The organism is Streptomyces sp. NPDC057137, from assembly GCF_042670825.1.
GTDB lineage: Bacteria > Actinomycetota > Actinomycetes > Streptomycetales > Streptomycetaceae > Streptomyces.
In genome coordinates, this window is record NZ_JBHUUW010000077.1 from 21,317 (window position 1) to 34,210 (window position 12,894).

A 12,894-nucleotide genomic window follows, 5' to 3' on the forward strand; every position below is an offset into this window, starting at 1 on the left:
TTGCACCCCGGTGGAAGCCCCGTCTCACGATGCGGGCGGTGCGGGTGAGGTGAGACGGGGCCGGCGTGACGGCTTGCGGGGCTCCCCGGGGCTCTCGGCCCCCGGTGTCAGCGAAGGCGGCGTACGAAGACGTCCTGCTCGCCGTTGGTGTCCCCCGGTACGAACGCGCCGTCGTCATAGCCGGCGAAGACGACCGTGGCGCCGTCGGCGCTGAGCGCCGAGGATCCGACGCCCTGCGGCGAACCGTCGGCCCTGGGCGTCGCCAGGGTGTCGCCGCCGTCGGCCAGGTCGCGGACCCAGTGGCCCTCCACACCGGCGGCGTAGGCCGAGTACAGGAGCTTCGAGCCGTCCGCCGAGATTCCGGTCGCCGCCGTGACCGAGGCCGGGTCCGCGCCGTCGACGCGGGTCAGCGTCCCGGTGCGCAGGTCGCGTACGAAGGGGTTCCAGCCGCGGTTGGGGTCGGTGCCCGGGACCAGGTCGGTGGCGTAGGAGTTGAAGACGACGGTCGAGCCGTCGGCGCTGAGAAGGGGCTCGGTGGACGCCTTGTCGGCGGCGGTGCCGTCGTACGTGGCGTCGGCGTGCGTCGTCCCACCGGTGGTCCGGTCGTGGACGAGGATGTCGCCCCAGTCGTCGTCACGGGGCCCGTTCGTGTACGCGTCCTGGTAGGCGACCTTCGTACCGTCGGCGCTGATGGATCCCACCGTGCAGCCGCGCGCGCCGTTCGTGGAGTCCGGCGAGTGACTGATCCGCTCGGCGGTGCCCGTCTCGCGGTCGAGGACGTAGACGCGCGAGCCGTCGGCGGCGCCCGGGAGCGTCGCGCCCGTGGGGCGGGCGTCGAAGGCAACGGTGCGGCCGTCCTCACTGATCACCGCCGCGCCGTACGAGGCGGCGTAGCCGTCGTCGAGCGTCGGCGCCAGGGTCTCGGTGACGCCCGTCCGCAGGTCGTACACACGCAGCGCGTACGACCCGGCCGCGGCGGGGTCGTAGGTGGTGTACGTGAGGTGGTGGCCGGCCGGGCTGAGCGCGGGCGACGACGGGCTGCCCGCGCCGTCGGTGACACGGAGCAGCGTGCCGTCCGCCCCGTCGCGTACGAACACGTCCCGGGTGCCCGGGGTGTCGCCGGGAACGAGGTTGGCGGCGTCCGAGACGAAGGCGACGACGGTGCCGTCGGCGCTCACGGCGGGGTCGCTGGACGAGCCGTCGGCCTGGGCGCCGTCGGGCGCGACGCTGACGCGCTCCGTGACGGGCTCCGTGACGGGCGCCGCCGACGGGGGCGCGGTGGGCCCCGACGGGGCGGCGAGGGCCGGGGCGGCGGTCGCGGTGACGGCGGCGACGACTGCCGCGCCCAGGACGGTACGGGCGATGAACTTCACTGGTGGTTCCCCCTGTTGACGACGTACGGAGCCCCCGGCGCACATCACGCCCGCCGTGGGATCGCTCCCATGACGGTCGTGACCGGTCCGGCGCCGAGGACACCTGGGATGCAATCGCATCCACCCGCCCCCGGTCAATCGGCCCGAAGGTGTACAACCAAGGCGCGTCCTCGACCGTCCGCCAGCTGGCTCAGAGCAGCGAGTCCTCGATGAACTCGCGAACATGTACCAGGACTTGGGCCCGCCCGGTGCCCGGTATCCCGACCACCACATGAACGCTGAAGCCGTCGAGCAGCCCGCGCAGCCGAGCGGCGAACCGGTCCGGGTCGACGGCCCGCAGCTCGCCGCGCGAGATTCCCTCGGCGAGCAGCGCCACCAGGTCCCGGTGCCAGGCACGCTCGATCGCCGCCTGCCGGGCGCGGACCTCGTCGGCGGCGTCCTGCGAGCGGTTCCAGACCTCCAGCCACAGCGTCCAGTGTGGATCGCGGTGGCCTTCGGGGACGTAGAGATCCACGTACGCGTCCAGCCGCTCCCGCACCGTCGCCTGCCGGGACAGCAACCCCCTGCGCACGGCGCCGCGTTGCGACTCGCTCCACTCCAGGGTCTGGAGCAGCAGCTCGTCCTTCGTACGGAAGTAGTAGAGGAGGTGCCCGCTGCTCATCCCGACATCACGTCCGAGCCCCGCCATAGTGAGGCCGTCGAGCCCGTGCCCGGCGATGGTGTCCATGGCGGCGGCGAGCACGGCCTCGCGGGGCGGAGCCGCGTTGCGGCGGCGTGCGGTGGGTGTCACTCGTCCGTTGTACCTGATGCGGGCACGCGGGGTTGCCGCTGGGTCACACAGTGAGAGTTGCCGTGCGCACGGAGCGGACCAGCAGGCCGGTGCCCGCCGCCAGCAGGCAGATGGCGCCGCAGCCCGCGAAGAAGGCGCCGATGCCCCAACCGGCCGCGACGAGACCGACGAGCGGATACAGCAGCGGGCTGAGACCCAGGGTGCACAGCGTCATCACGGAGGTGACGCGGCCGAGATAGCGGGGATCGGTCTCCTTCTGAAGAAGGGCGTTGCTGACCACCATGGCCGCCCCGCTCGCCGTACCGAGCAGCGCACCCAGCCCGATCGACAGCCCGGCGGTAGGCGCGTTGCCCGTCGCGACGACCAGCGCCGCCGTCAGCAACAGGGCGCAGGACATGGTGAGCCCGGCGCGCGGGACGCGGCGGAGCACGCTCAGCAGCAGGCTGGCGACCGCCCCGCCGATGCTGAAGGCACTGAGGATCCAGCCAGCCGTCGCCGTACCCCAGTCGCGTTCGTCGGCAAGGAGGACGAGGCCGGTGCCGACCGGTCCGCTGAAGCACATCTCGCCGAGCCCGATGACGACGACGAGGGACGAGACCCGACCGTTGGCGCGCAGATAGCGCAGACCGTCGCGGAACTCCTCCCGGGACGTGGTGGCGTCCGGTGCGGCCGGTGCGTCGGGGGCGTCCGATTCATCCGATCCGCCTGCCGCTCCCGGTACGTCCTGCGACGGCAACGGCCGGACGCGCACGGCCAGGAGCAGTACCAGGGATACGACGAAGAGGGCTCCGGCGACGCCGAACGCTCCCGGGGAGCCGCTGACGGACAGCGCGACGGCGGCGAGCGGCGGGCCGACGGTGTTGCTGAGCCGGACGGACAGCAGGCGCAGGCCCTGCACCCGGGCGAGTTGATCGGTCGCGGCGATCCGTGGGGGCAGCGCCCCGACCGCCGGCATGAACAGCGCGTCCACGGAGCCGAAGACGACCGCCAGCGCGACCAGCAGCCACAGCTCCGTACCGATGAGCAGTGCGACGGTGGCGGCGGCGAGGATCACCACGCAGCGGACGAGATCGCTGCCGATGACGACGCGGCGTGGGCCGAACCGGTCGGCGACGACGCCGCCCGCCAGCATGAGGACGGCGCGCGGCACGGCGCCGGCGGCCAGCACGGCACCGGCCTGGGCAGGACCGGACTCCTGGGTGACGGCCCAGGTCAGGGCGAGGAAGTAGACGATGTCGCCCGTCACGGAGGTGGTGTAGGCGCCGAGCCAGCGCAGGACGTTCGGGTCGCGGTAGGCGGGCCGCGCGGGCGCCGACGCGGGCGCGGGTGTGTCGGCCTCCGGTATCACAGCCGGGGGAACATCTGGAGCTGTACGGACACCTGCGCGGCCCCCTCCGCCGGCTCCTCCGTCGCCGAACTCGTGCGACGTGTTCGGTACTTGTCAATCACGCCCACCAACTCACGCTTCATCTCGTTGAGCTCGTCGGGCGTCAGGCTCACGGTGCAATCGCTGAAGATCGAGGCCTCGAACCAGTCGTCCGGGAAGAGCGGAACGACCGCGGCGAGCCTGCGCAGTTGGTCGCCGTAGGCGAGCACCACCGCGTTCGTGTACGCGCGGCTGCCCTGCCGCTCGTCCGGCGCCACGGTGGCGGGGTCGTGGTACGACCGCTGGTGCCGCGCCCGCCACCAGCGGTCGCGCCGCGTACCCCGCTCCTGGTCCTCCTCGATGAGCCCCCCGGCAGCCAGGCGGCGCAGGTGGTAACTGGCCGCGCCGGAGTCCAGCTCCAGCTCCTTGGCCAGCCTCCGCGCCGTGGAAGGACCGCGCTCCCGCAGCGCGTTCAGCATGACCAGCCGCATGGGGTGGGCCAGCACACGCAGCGCCGCGGCGTCGAGCGTGATGTCGTGGTCCGGATCGGGACCCAGCGGGTCACCCGAGCCGGCCGTCCTGGGGTCGGTCGTCATGGGGAGAGCATAAATGCAGAACATCTCTTCGCGAAGAGATGTTCTGCATCCAGTGCTCCCTGGAACCACGGACCGAAACTACGAGCCGGAACTTCGAGCCGGAAGTACGAGCCGGAAGTACGGGCCGTGCCTCAGCCCACCTGGTGCATCCACCCGTGGACGTCCTCGGCCCGCCCCGTCTGGATGTCCAGCAGCGCCGCGCGCAGCCTCGACGTCACCTCGCCGGACTCCCCACCCGAATGCGTCCACTCCCCGCCCGCGGACCTGACAAGGCCGACCGGGGTGATGACAGCGGCCGTACCGCACGCGAAGACCTCGGTGAGGGTGCCGTTCTCGGTGTCACCGCGCCACTCGTCGATGGAGACGCGGCGCTCCTGCGAGGTGTAGCCGAGATCGCCGGCCAGCTTCAGCAGCGAGTCACGGGTGATGCCGGCGAGCAGCGAGCCGGTCAGTTCGGGAGTGACGATCTTGTCCCCGTACACGAAGTACAGGTTCATCCCGCCCAGTTCCTCGACCCACTTGTGCTCCACGGCGTCCAGGTACGCGACCTGGTCGCAGCCCTCCGCCGCCGCCTCGGCCTGCGCGAGCAGCGACGCCGCGTAGTTGCCGCCCGTCTTGGCGTCGCCCATGCCGCCAGGAACGGCGCGGACCCGGTTCTCGGAGAGCCAGATGGAGACGGGCTTCACGCCGCCCGGGAAGTACGCGCCGGCCGGGGAGGCGATGACCAGGAACAGATACTCGTTCGCGGGCCGCACCCCCAGGCCGACCTCGGCCGCGATCATGAACGGCCGCAGATACAGCGACGCCTCGCCGCCGTGCGGCGGGACCCAGGCCTCGTCCTGCTGGACCAGCGCGTCGCACGCCTCGATGAACGTCTCGACCGGCAGCTCGGGCATCGCCAGCCGGCGGGCGGAGACCTGGAAGCGCCGGGCGTTGGCCTCGGGCCGGAAGGTGGCGACGCTGCCGTCGGGGCGGCGGTACGCCTTCAGCCCTTCGAAGATCTCCTGCGCGTAGTGCAGCGTCATGTTGGCCGGGTCGAGCGAGAGCGGGCCGTACGGGACGAGCTGCGCGTCGTGCCAGCCCCGGCCCTCCGTCCACCTGATGGTCACCATGTTGTCGGTGAAGTGGCGGCCGAAGCCGGGAGCGGCCAGGATCGCCTCGCGCTGCGCGTCGGACAGCGGATTCGACGAGGGCTTGAGCGCCAGAGTGGGCAACGGCGTCGTGGGCGTGGTCATGAGTTCTTGTCCTTCACCGGTTGTGTGTGACGGACCGCGCTCACGCCGCTACAGGTACTAGGACGTCCGAGCTTTCCCTCATGCCGCGGCCCGCGCCAATTATCGCGCGTGGCGGGACGGGGCATGAAACGGGGTGAATGCGGCCCTACGGATGATGGTGACACCCGGTGGCCGCAAAGCACAGCCGCCGGGTGCTGTGACCCGGCGGCTGTGGGAGTCGTCGGCGGGTCAGCTCGCTACTCGTACGACGAGCGCGTCACCGATCTCGTCGGTCGTACGGGGCGCACTGCCGCGCTCCGCGAGGTCGGCCGCGACGGCCTCCTCGATGCGGACGGCCTCGGCGTCGAAGCCGAGGTGCCGCAGCAGCAGTGCGACCGAGAGGATCGTGGCCGTGGGGTCGGCCTTCCCCTGGCCCGCGATGTCCGGGGCCGAGCCGTGGACGGGCTCGAACATGGACGGGAACGCCCGGTCGGGGTTGATGTTCGCGGAGGCCGCCAGGCCGATGCCGCCGGTCACGGCAGCGGCGAGGTCGGTGAGGATGTCGCCGAAGAGGTTGTCGGTGACGATCACGTCGAAACGCTCGGGCTGGGTGACGAAGAAGATCGTCGCGGCGTCGACGTGCAGATAGTCGGTGGAGACGTCGGGATACTCCTGGCCGACCCGGTCGAAGATCCTCTTCCAGAGGTGGCCCGCGTAGACGAGGACGTTGTTCTTGTGGACCAGCGTCAGCTTCTTGCGGGGGCGGGAGTTGGCACGCTCGTACGCGTCGCGCACGACACGCTCCACGCCGTACGCCGTATTGAGGCTGACCTCCGTGGCCACCTCGGCGGGCGTATCGGTGCGCAGGGAACCACCGTTGCCCGTGTACGGGCCCTCGGTGCCCTCGCGGACGACGACGAAGTCGATGTCCGGGCGGCCGGCCAGCGGTGTGGCCTGGTTCGGGAAGAGCTTCGACGGGCGCAGGTTCACGTAGTGGTCGAAGGCGAACCGCAGCTTCAGCAGCAGCCCTCGTTCCAGAACCCCGGACGGCACGGACGGGTCGCCGATGGCGCCGAGGAGGATCGCGTCGTGCGCCTTGAGCGCGGTCAGCTCCGCGTCGGGGAGGGTCTCCCCGGTACGGTGCCAGCGCCGGGCGCCGAGGTCGTACTCCTTGGTCTCCAGCTTCACATCTTGCGGGAGCACGGAGCCGAGGACCTTCAGGCCCTGGGCCACGACCTCCTGGCCGATGCCGTCACCGGGGATCACTGCGAGGTTGATGCTGCGAGACATGACGGGCACCTTACTGCGCGTCCCAGTGCCTGACACGCGCGGTCCACGATTCGGACAGTCGCGTGTTGTGCGCGGGGGCGTGTCCGCTTGTACGGCAGCGGTGTCGGGGGCGCCCCGGCTCAGTGGCCGGTGGAGCCGCCGTTGTCCCTGCGGTCGAGGGCGCGCTGGAGGGCAGCCGCGGCGTTCTTGCGGTCGGACTCGTTGCCGCGGACGCGGTGACGGACTCGGCGGACTGTCGTCTCGGCCATGGTGATCGACTCCTTGAGACAGCTGAGGCATACGGCTGGGGGGCCGTATGAGGCATCTGCGAGGCGCCGGATGGGCGGGGAGCACGCCCGCAGGGGTTGCCTGCGTGAGGGCGATTGCTCACGTCCGCCGTTCGCTGGATCGAGCGAGTCGTTCGGCTCCTACAAAGCTAAGGGAGCCGGGCCGTTCTGTCTCCACAGTTAGTCGGACTTCCTACTATCTGAGACGGCAGCCTTGATCTGGCATAGCGACCTAGGTTGTATTCCTATCTAGGTGGTGGTGGAATACAGGCATGGCAGCAGACCGCAGATCCAGCTGGCTCAAGGGGGTTCTCGACCTCCTCGTCCTGTCCTGTCTCACCGGCGGGGAGAGCTACGGGTACGAGATCTCCAAGGCCCTCGCGGCCGCCGGTCTCGGCGACATCAAGGGCGGGACGCTCTATCCCGTGCTCAACAGGCTCGAAGAGGCCGGACTGGTCGTCGGGGAGTTCCGCGCCGCCGAGCGCGGCCCCGGACGGCGCTACTACCGGCTGACGGACGAGGGCCGGCGCGGGCTCGCCACCGAGAGCGGGAACTGGCTGGAGTTCCACACCACCGTACGGAACATGTTGCGCACCGAGGGGGCGTCATGAGTGACCCGGAGCGATACACCACCGAGACCGGCTCCTCCGGGACCGGCCACTTCGAGTCCGGCTCCTCCGAGTCCGGCTCCTCCGAGTCCGGCTCCTCCGAGTCCGGCTACTTCGGCGAACTCGCCGCCGCCCTGCGCGCCGGCGGCATGGCGGAGCGCGAGGTGACCGTCACCGTCACCGATCTGACCGCGTACCTCGCCGAGACGGGCTCCCCCGCCGAGGAGGAGTTCGGTCCGGTCAAGGAGTTCGCCGCGCGGCTCGCGGGTGGTGGCGGCGGTGACAGCGACAGCGGCGGGCCCGAGGAGCCGGAGGCCACCGCCGAGACGTGGAAGTGGACGACCGACATCTACAACGACCGCAGACTGCTGAACGTCTACGGCGACCAGGGCTGGGAGGTCGAACGTCTCGACGCCTTCGGCCGCTTCGTGTGCCGCCGCACCGTCGGCGCCGCGCTGCGCTGGGAGTACCGGCGCGAGGAACTGGTCAACCGCAAGCGCGACGCGGTGGAGTCGGAACTCGCCCCGGACGGCTGGGAGCCGTGCGGGCAGTGGGCGTACTACCTGTACGTCAAGCGGCCCAAGGCGGCGAGCGCGGGGCCGGCGGCGACGGTCGCCACGGGGCCCGGAACGCCGCGGTGGAGCGTCTACTTCGGTAAGAAGACGCGCGCGCTGCTGACCGTGTCGGTGGTCAGCATGGTCGTCCTGGCGTTCCTGTACGGCTCCGGGGCCGTCGAGTTCAACCTGGCCATCGCGATCCCGATCGCCGTCGCCGCCGGGATCGCGGCCCGGTCCGGCGTCCGGAAGGACGTGGTCGACGGCACGGAGGACGAGGCGACGGGACGGGGCTGATGACTCCGGTTACGGCCGCGGGCCCGCCGCCTACAGCACGTCGCCGTCGCGCCAGTCGAAGATCAACGCGTCGTCGGCGGACGGTGGTTCACTGCCGGGCACCGGCCAGAGATACGTCGTGCCCTCCTCCTCCGGCAGCCGCACCACCCCGTCCGGGCTCAGCGCCTCGACGCGGCCCTGCCACAGATGCCAGCCACGCGACCGGTAGAGCCGGGCACCCGTCTCGGACGCGGAGAGCGCGCCGACGTCGTACGCCCGGTCGATCACCCGCTCCAGTACTTCCAGGACCCGGCCGCCGAGCCCGTCGCCGCGCCGGTCCGCGCGTACGGCGACCGCCTCGACGTAGCCCACGCGGTACCACTGCCCCGCGTGCGTCAACCGGCGCTGGATCACGCTGCCGTGCGCGACGAGCGCGCCCGTGTCGTCCCGTACGAGGACATGGACGCCGCCGAGTCCGTGCGTCCAGTCCTCCTCACTGAAGGCCCCGTCGAAGGCGACGTCCAGGAGGTCGTGGATCTCGCCGAGGGTCGCCGGGTCGAGCTCGAAGGTATGGGCGGTGCGCAGCGGGTCTGACATGCGTCTCACTCTTTCAGGCCGGGCGCCCGCGCACGTACTCAGTGCCCGGTTGAGTACCTGCTCCATGTCGAAAAAACGTGCCTGCCGCGACAGTTGGCCACATGAACGGCCTTTACGCACTGAAGCCCTGGTACGCGTCCCGGCTCTCCGGAGTCCGGGCCGCTCTCGTCCGTCGCGAGGTGTCGCCCGACACGCTCACCGCGGCGGGTGTCGTCAGCGCGGCCGGTGCGGCGGCGGCCGTGGCCTGGCTGCCCGCCGGACCGCTCGCCGCGCTGCCCGTGGCCGTCCTCCTCGCCGCCCGCCTGGCCTTCGCCAATCTCGACGGGGCGCTGGCACGGGACACCGGCCGGACGACCCGGCGCGGTGCAGTCCTCAACGAACTCGGGGACCGTGCGGCCGACTTGGTGGTCCTGGCCGGCTTCATCGCCCTGGCACCGCTGTGGCTGGTCGCGGTGGCGGGGCTGGCTGCGACGCTCCCGTCGTGGGTGTCCCTCGCGGGTACGGCGGCGGGCGCGCCGCGCCGTAACGGTGGCCCCGTCGGCAAGACCGAACGCTGCCTGCTCGTCGTCGTCGCCGCGGCGTCCGGCTGGGCGGTGCCGGTGCTCGTCGTGATCGCGGCGGGCTCGGCGCTCACCGCGGTCGTCCGGTTCGGCTGGGTCTGGAGGAAGCTCGCATGAGCGGGGTCCTGATCGCGGGTGAGGCCGCGGGTGAGGCCGTGGGGCGCGCCGTCCCGCTCGTGGCCGGCGCCCTCGGGGTGAGCGGGATCGCGGTGGCGGCGCTGCCGTCGCGCCTGGCGATGCGGGCGGAGCTGCGCAAGCGGTGGCGGACATGGGCGCTCGCCGCGCCGGTGTTCCTCGGGGCGCTGCTCCTGGGCGCGGGGGGCGCGTTCGCGCTCGCGGCGGCGCTCGGGGTGACGGCGGTGGGCGAGTACGTACGGATGGCGGGGCTGCCGCGCGCGGAGCACGCGGTGCTGGTCGTGGCCGCCGTCGTACTCCCGGCGCTGGCGTGGCTGGTGCCGGACGCGGTGGACCTTCGGGCGATCGACCTGAGGGTGGTGGCGCTCCTTCTCGTGGTGGCGGCGCTGCCCGCGCTGCTGGCGGGTGACCACGAACGGGGCTTCACCCGCTCCGCGCGTACCGTCTTCGCCCTGTTGTGGATTCCCCTGCCGCTCACCGGACTTGTGCTGCTCCAGAACACGGCGGTCGCGGTCGGGCTGGCGGTGGCGCTCGGCGACGTCGGGGCGTGGTGCGGCGGTACGGCGCTGGGGCGGCGTGGCGCGCTGGCGCGGCCGCTGTCGCCGCTCTCCCCCAGCAAGACGTGGGCGGGGGTGCTGGGCGCGGCGGGGGCGACCGCCCTCGCCCTGGCCGCCGTCGGCGCGTTCACGCCGCTGTTGTGGGCGGCGGTGCTGACCGGCTGCGTACTCGGCGACCTGCTCGAATCCATGGTCAAGCGGGAGGCGGGCGTGAAGGACGCGGGCAGTTGGCTGCCGGGCTTCGGCGGGCTGCTCGACCGGATCGACTCCTTGCTGCTGGCTCTCCTGCTCGCGATGGTGGTGACGGCATGACCGCACGGATCTCTGCTCGTACGGTGGCAGGTTCGACGCCGCGACGGCCACGACGGCTGCGGCGCCGCGCGCCGGTCGTCAGGCACCGGCGTAGGCGCGCGGGGGCGGGGGCGGGCACGGCGGCTGTTGTCGCGTTCGCGGCCGGCCCGTCCGGCGGGCTGTGCGGGCGCGGGACGCGGGGGCGCTTTCGCGGGGCGGGGCGCGCTCGTGGGCGTCGTACCGTCTCCGTCGGCTCCGAGGGTCCCGGCGGCTCCGGCGGCTCCGGTGTGGGCCAGACCCCAGCCCTCTCGCCCTCCCGGCTCGGCGCGGTCCTGCGGCGCGCCCTGTGGTGGGTCGTTCTCACCGTCACCGGCGGCGTGCGGCGGCACGGTCAACTGCCGCCTCGTGGGTGCGTAGTTGTGGCCAACCACTCCTCGCACGCGGACACCGCCGCACTGCTGGCCGCGCTCGACGCACGGCACCGGCCCGCCATCGGGGCGGCTGCCGACTACTGGTTCGCCTCGCCGTGGCGACGGCGCGTCTGCCGGGTGCTCGCCGCGGGGTTTCCGGTACGGCGCACCGGCGGCGGCATGGACGATCTGCTGTCCATGGCGGACGGGCTGCAAGCCGGCCGCGCGGTCGTGCTGTTCCCCGAGGGCACGCGCGGGGCGGACGGCGCGGTCGGCGCCTTCCACCGTGGCGCCCTGGTCCTCGCGGAGCGCGCGGGCGTCCCGGTCGTACCGGTGGGCATCGCGGGCACGGACCGGCTGCTGCCCAAGCACGGGCGGCTGCGTTCGTCGCTGGTGCGGGTACGGATCGGTGAGCCGCTGCCGCCGTCGGCGACGCCGGAGGACGCGCGGGCGGCGGTCGCGGCGCTGCACGCCCGTACGGCTTCGGAGCCGCTGCCCGACTCCCCCGTACGGCGCCGGGTGGCCGCGGTGGCCGCCTCGCGCCGGGGGCTGCTGCTGGCCTTCGCCTGGGCCTGCGCGGAGGCGCTGAGCTGGCCGCTGATGCCCGAACTGCTCCTGGGCGTCGCCTGCGTCGCCGTCCCCCGGGCGGCACTGCGGCTCTCCTTCGCCGCGCTCGCGGGCAGCCTGGCGGGTGGGCTGCTGGCCCTCCAACTCGCGAACACGGGGCTCCAGTTGCCCACGCCCCTGACGACGGACCGGATGCGCGCCGAGGTACGGCACGAGCTGGCCGTCGAGTCGGCGTCGGCCGTACGCCACCAGCCGTGGAACGGCATCCCGTTCAAGGTGTACGCCGCCGAGGCGGGCCGCGCCGACGTGCCGGCGACCAACTGGCTCGCGGAGTCCGCTCAGGCGCGCGGCGCGCGGACGCTGACGGTCGGTGCGGCCTTCGCCGTGCTCGGTCTGCTGCTGCGCCGCTTCCGCCGCCACTACGGCGCGTACGTGGCCCTGTTGGGTGCCGGCTTCGCCGCCGGACTGTCACTCATCGTGGCGGGCTGGAGCTGAGCGCGGTCGCCCCCGCAGTTTCCGGGCCTTTACCGGGGGCACCCGACGAACGATGGGGAGGGTGTCACATGAACGTACAGACGATGTCACTCAGAGGTCGTAGCAAGGGCCGCCAGGCGGCGAACAGTTCGGCCATGGACGCCGCGGCACGCTGGGGTTTCACCGCGCGCGGCGTGATCTATCTGCTGATCGGGCTGCTGGCGCTCCAGATCGCCTTCGGCGGTGGCGGCAAGCAGGCCGACCGGGGTGGCGCGCTGGCCGAGATCGGCGAGAAGCCGATGGGTTCCTTCGTCCTGTGGGCACTGGGCATCGGTCTCGTCGGCATGTCCCTGTGGCGGCTGTCCGAGGCGCTGTTCGGCGCCGCGGGACCCGACGGCCACAAGGCGAGCAAGCGGCTGCTGTCGGCCGGGCGTTTCGTGTTCTACGGCTTCGTGGCCTACTCCGTCCTCAGCTTCGCCGCCGGTGACACGGGCGGCTCGTCCGGCGACCAGCAGTCGCAGGACATCACGGCCAAGGCCATGGAACTGCCCGCGGGCCAGTGGCTCGTCGGCGCCGCCGGTGTCGCGATCCTGGCCGCCGGCCTGTGGATCGGGGTGCGTGCCGCGAAGCGGTCGTACCGCAAGCACCTCAAGCTCGGACAGATGTCCCGGAAGGCGAAGCGGTACCTCGACGTGACCGGGGTCGGCGGCGGTCTGGCGCGCGGACTGCTGTTCGCGGCGATCGGCTGGTTCGTGGTGAAGGCGGCCGTCGACTACGAGCCCGACAAGGCGAAGGGCTTCGACGCCACGCTGCGCTCGTTCACGGACACCCCGGTCGGTCCCTGGCTGCTCGTGCTGGTCGCGCTGGGCCTGGTTCTCTTCGGCCTGTTCTCGTTCGGTATGGCGCGCCACCGCAAGGTCTGAGCCCACTGCCGATGCCGCGGCCCCCGCCTCCTTACTGAGGCGGGGGC

Annotated in this window: 14 protein-coding genes; 6 read left to right on the forward strand and 8 right to left on the reverse strand. The window is 72.3% G+C overall.

The genetic code is table 11. The features are described from left to right. Window positions 1–107: 107 nt before the first annotated feature. From ACFT9I_RS35245 to ACFT9I_RS35275, 7 genes are all read right to left on the reverse strand, one after another. Window positions 108–1,373, reverse strand: coding sequence for a TolB family protein (locus ACFT9I_RS35245; RefSeq protein ID WP_382571300.1), 1,266 nt, complete (start codon window positions 1,371–1,373; stop codon window positions 108–110). Between the two features lie 190 nt (window positions 1,374–1,563). Beyond that, window positions 1,564–2,163 carry a TetR family transcriptional regulator C-terminal domain-containing protein gene (locus ACFT9I_RS35250; protein WP_382571302.1) on the reverse strand — a complete coding sequence of 200 codons (600 nt, stop codon included), beginning with the start codon at window positions 2,161–2,163 and terminating at the stop codon, window positions 1,564–1,566. A gap of 43 nt (window positions 2,164–2,206) precedes the next feature. After that, on the reverse strand, window positions 2,207–3,511 hold the full coding sequence (locus ACFT9I_RS35255; RefSeq protein ID WP_382571304.1) for an MFS transporter: 1,305 nt from the start codon (window positions 3,509–3,511) through the stop codon (window positions 2,207–2,209). Continuing rightward, window positions 3,508–4,125 carry a helix-turn-helix domain-containing protein gene (locus ACFT9I_RS35260; RefSeq protein ID WP_382571306.1) on the reverse strand — a complete coding sequence of 206 codons (618 nt, stop codon included), beginning with the start codon at window positions 4,123–4,125 and terminating at the stop codon, window positions 3,508–3,510. The genes ACFT9I_RS35255 and ACFT9I_RS35260 overlap by 4 nt, the downstream gene beginning before the upstream one ends. A gap of 131 nt (window positions 4,126–4,256) precedes the next feature. Next, window positions 4,257–5,360, reverse strand: coding sequence for a branched-chain amino acid aminotransferase (locus ACFT9I_RS35265; RefSeq protein ID WP_382571308.1), 1,104 nt, complete (start codon window positions 5,358–5,360; stop codon window positions 4,257–4,259). A 228-nt stretch (window positions 5,361–5,588) separates the two neighbouring features. Continuing rightward, entirely contained in the window at window positions 5,589–6,629 is a 1,041-nt protein-coding gene (locus tag ACFT9I_RS35270) for a 3-isopropylmalate dehydrogenase (RefSeq protein ID WP_382571309.1), read from the reverse strand. 119 nt (window positions 6,630–6,748) lie between these two features. Further along, on the reverse strand, window positions 6,749–6,877 hold the full coding sequence (locus ACFT9I_RS35275; RefSeq protein WP_354607552.1) for a hypothetical protein: 129 nt from the start codon (window positions 6,875–6,877) through the stop codon (window positions 6,749–6,751). A 290-nt stretch (window positions 6,878–7,167) separates the two neighbouring features. Here ACFT9I_RS35275 and ACFT9I_RS35280 point away from each other — a divergent pair, with 290 nt between their 5' ends. Both ACFT9I_RS35280 and ACFT9I_RS35285 read left to right on the forward strand, forming a co-directional pair. After that, on the forward strand, window positions 7,168–7,506 hold the full coding sequence (locus tag ACFT9I_RS35280; RefSeq protein ID WP_382571312.1) for a PadR family transcriptional regulator: 339 nt from the start codon (window positions 7,168–7,170) through the stop codon (window positions 7,504–7,506). Further along, window positions 7,503–8,354, forward strand: a complete 852-nt coding sequence (locus tag ACFT9I_RS35285) for a hypothetical protein (RefSeq protein ID WP_382571314.1) — start codon at window positions 7,503–7,505, stop codon at window positions 8,352–8,354. The genes ACFT9I_RS35280 and ACFT9I_RS35285 overlap by 4 nt, the downstream gene beginning before the upstream one ends. A gap of 30 nt (window positions 8,355–8,384) precedes the next feature. Here the strand turns inward: ACFT9I_RS35285 and ACFT9I_RS35290 are convergent, their stop codons facing one another. Then, the gene (locus ACFT9I_RS35290; protein WP_382571315.1) at window positions 8,385–8,930 is read right to left on the reverse strand and encodes a GNAT family N-acetyltransferase; all 546 of its coding nucleotides are present in this window, start codon (window positions 8,928–8,930) and stop codon (window positions 8,385–8,387) included. 101 nt (window positions 8,931–9,031) lie between these two features. Here ACFT9I_RS35290 and ACFT9I_RS35295 point away from each other — a divergent pair, with 101 nt between their 5' ends. From ACFT9I_RS35295 to ACFT9I_RS35310, 4 genes are all read left to right on the forward strand, one after another. After that, complete coding sequence (locus ACFT9I_RS35295) at window positions 9,032–9,607, forward strand: CDP-alcohol phosphatidyltransferase family protein (RefSeq protein WP_382571317.1); 576 nt, start codon at window positions 9,032–9,034, stop codon at window positions 9,605–9,607. After that, a complete protein-coding gene (locus ACFT9I_RS35300) occupies window positions 9,604–10,494 on the forward strand; it encodes a phosphatidate cytidylyltransferase (RefSeq protein WP_382571319.1) in 891 nt (296 codons plus the stop codon). Before ACFT9I_RS35295 ends, ACFT9I_RS35300 begins: the two co-directional genes overlap by 4 nt. 266 nt (window positions 10,495–10,760) lie before the next feature. Continuing rightward, the gene (locus tag ACFT9I_RS35305) at window positions 10,761–11,945 is read left to right on the forward strand and encodes a lysophospholipid acyltransferase family protein (protein WP_382571321.1); all 1,185 of its coding nucleotides are present in this window, start codon (window positions 10,761–10,763) and stop codon (window positions 11,943–11,945) included. Between the two features lie 68 nt (window positions 11,946–12,013). Next, entirely contained in the window at window positions 12,014–12,847 is an 834-nt protein-coding gene (locus ACFT9I_RS35310) for a DUF1206 domain-containing protein (RefSeq protein WP_382571323.1), read from the forward strand. The last annotated feature ends 47 nt before the right edge of the window (window positions 12,848–12,894 follow it).

What these genes read in the sequence shown, in the direction of transcription:
- ACFT9I_RS35310 (WP_382571323.1), top strand. Translation starts at nt 12,014, where the DNA reads ATGAACGTACAGACGATGTCACTCAGAGGTCGTAGCAAGGGCCGCCAG.
- ACFT9I_RS35280 (WP_382571312.1), top strand. Translation starts at nt 7,168, where the DNA reads ATGGCAGCAGACCGCAGATCCAGCTGGCTCAAGGGGGTTCTCGACCTC.
- ACFT9I_RS35285 (WP_382571314.1), top strand. Translation starts at nt 7,503, where the DNA reads ATGAGTGACCCGGAGCGATACACCACCGAGACCGGCTCCTCCGGGACC.
- ACFT9I_RS35275 (WP_354607552.1), bottom strand. Translation starts at nt 6,877, where the DNA reads ATGGCCGAGACGACAGTCCGCCGAGTCCGTCACCGCGTCCGCGGCAAC.
- ACFT9I_RS35265 (WP_382571308.1), bottom strand. Translation starts at nt 5,360, where the DNA reads ATGACCACGCCCACGACGCCGTTGCCCACTCTGGCGCTCAAGCCCTCG.
- ACFT9I_RS35270 (WP_382571309.1), bottom strand. Translation starts at nt 6,629, where the DNA reads ATGTCTCGCAGCATCAACCTCGCAGTGATCCCCGGTGACGGCATCGGC.
- ACFT9I_RS35290 (WP_382571315.1), bottom strand. Translation starts at nt 8,930, where the DNA reads ATGTCAGACCCGCTGCGCACCGCCCATACCTTCGAGCTCGACCCGGCG.
- ACFT9I_RS35260 (WP_382571306.1), bottom strand. Translation starts at nt 4,125, where the DNA reads ATGACGACCGACCCCAGGACGGCCGGCTCGGGTGACCCGCTGGGTCCC.
- ACFT9I_RS35300 (WP_382571319.1), top strand. Translation starts at nt 9,604, where the DNA reads ATGAGCGGGGTCCTGATCGCGGGTGAGGCCGCGGGTGAGGCCGTGGGG.
- ACFT9I_RS35295 (WP_382571317.1), top strand. Translation starts at nt 9,032, where the DNA reads ATGAACGGCCTTTACGCACTGAAGCCCTGGTACGCGTCCCGGCTCTCC.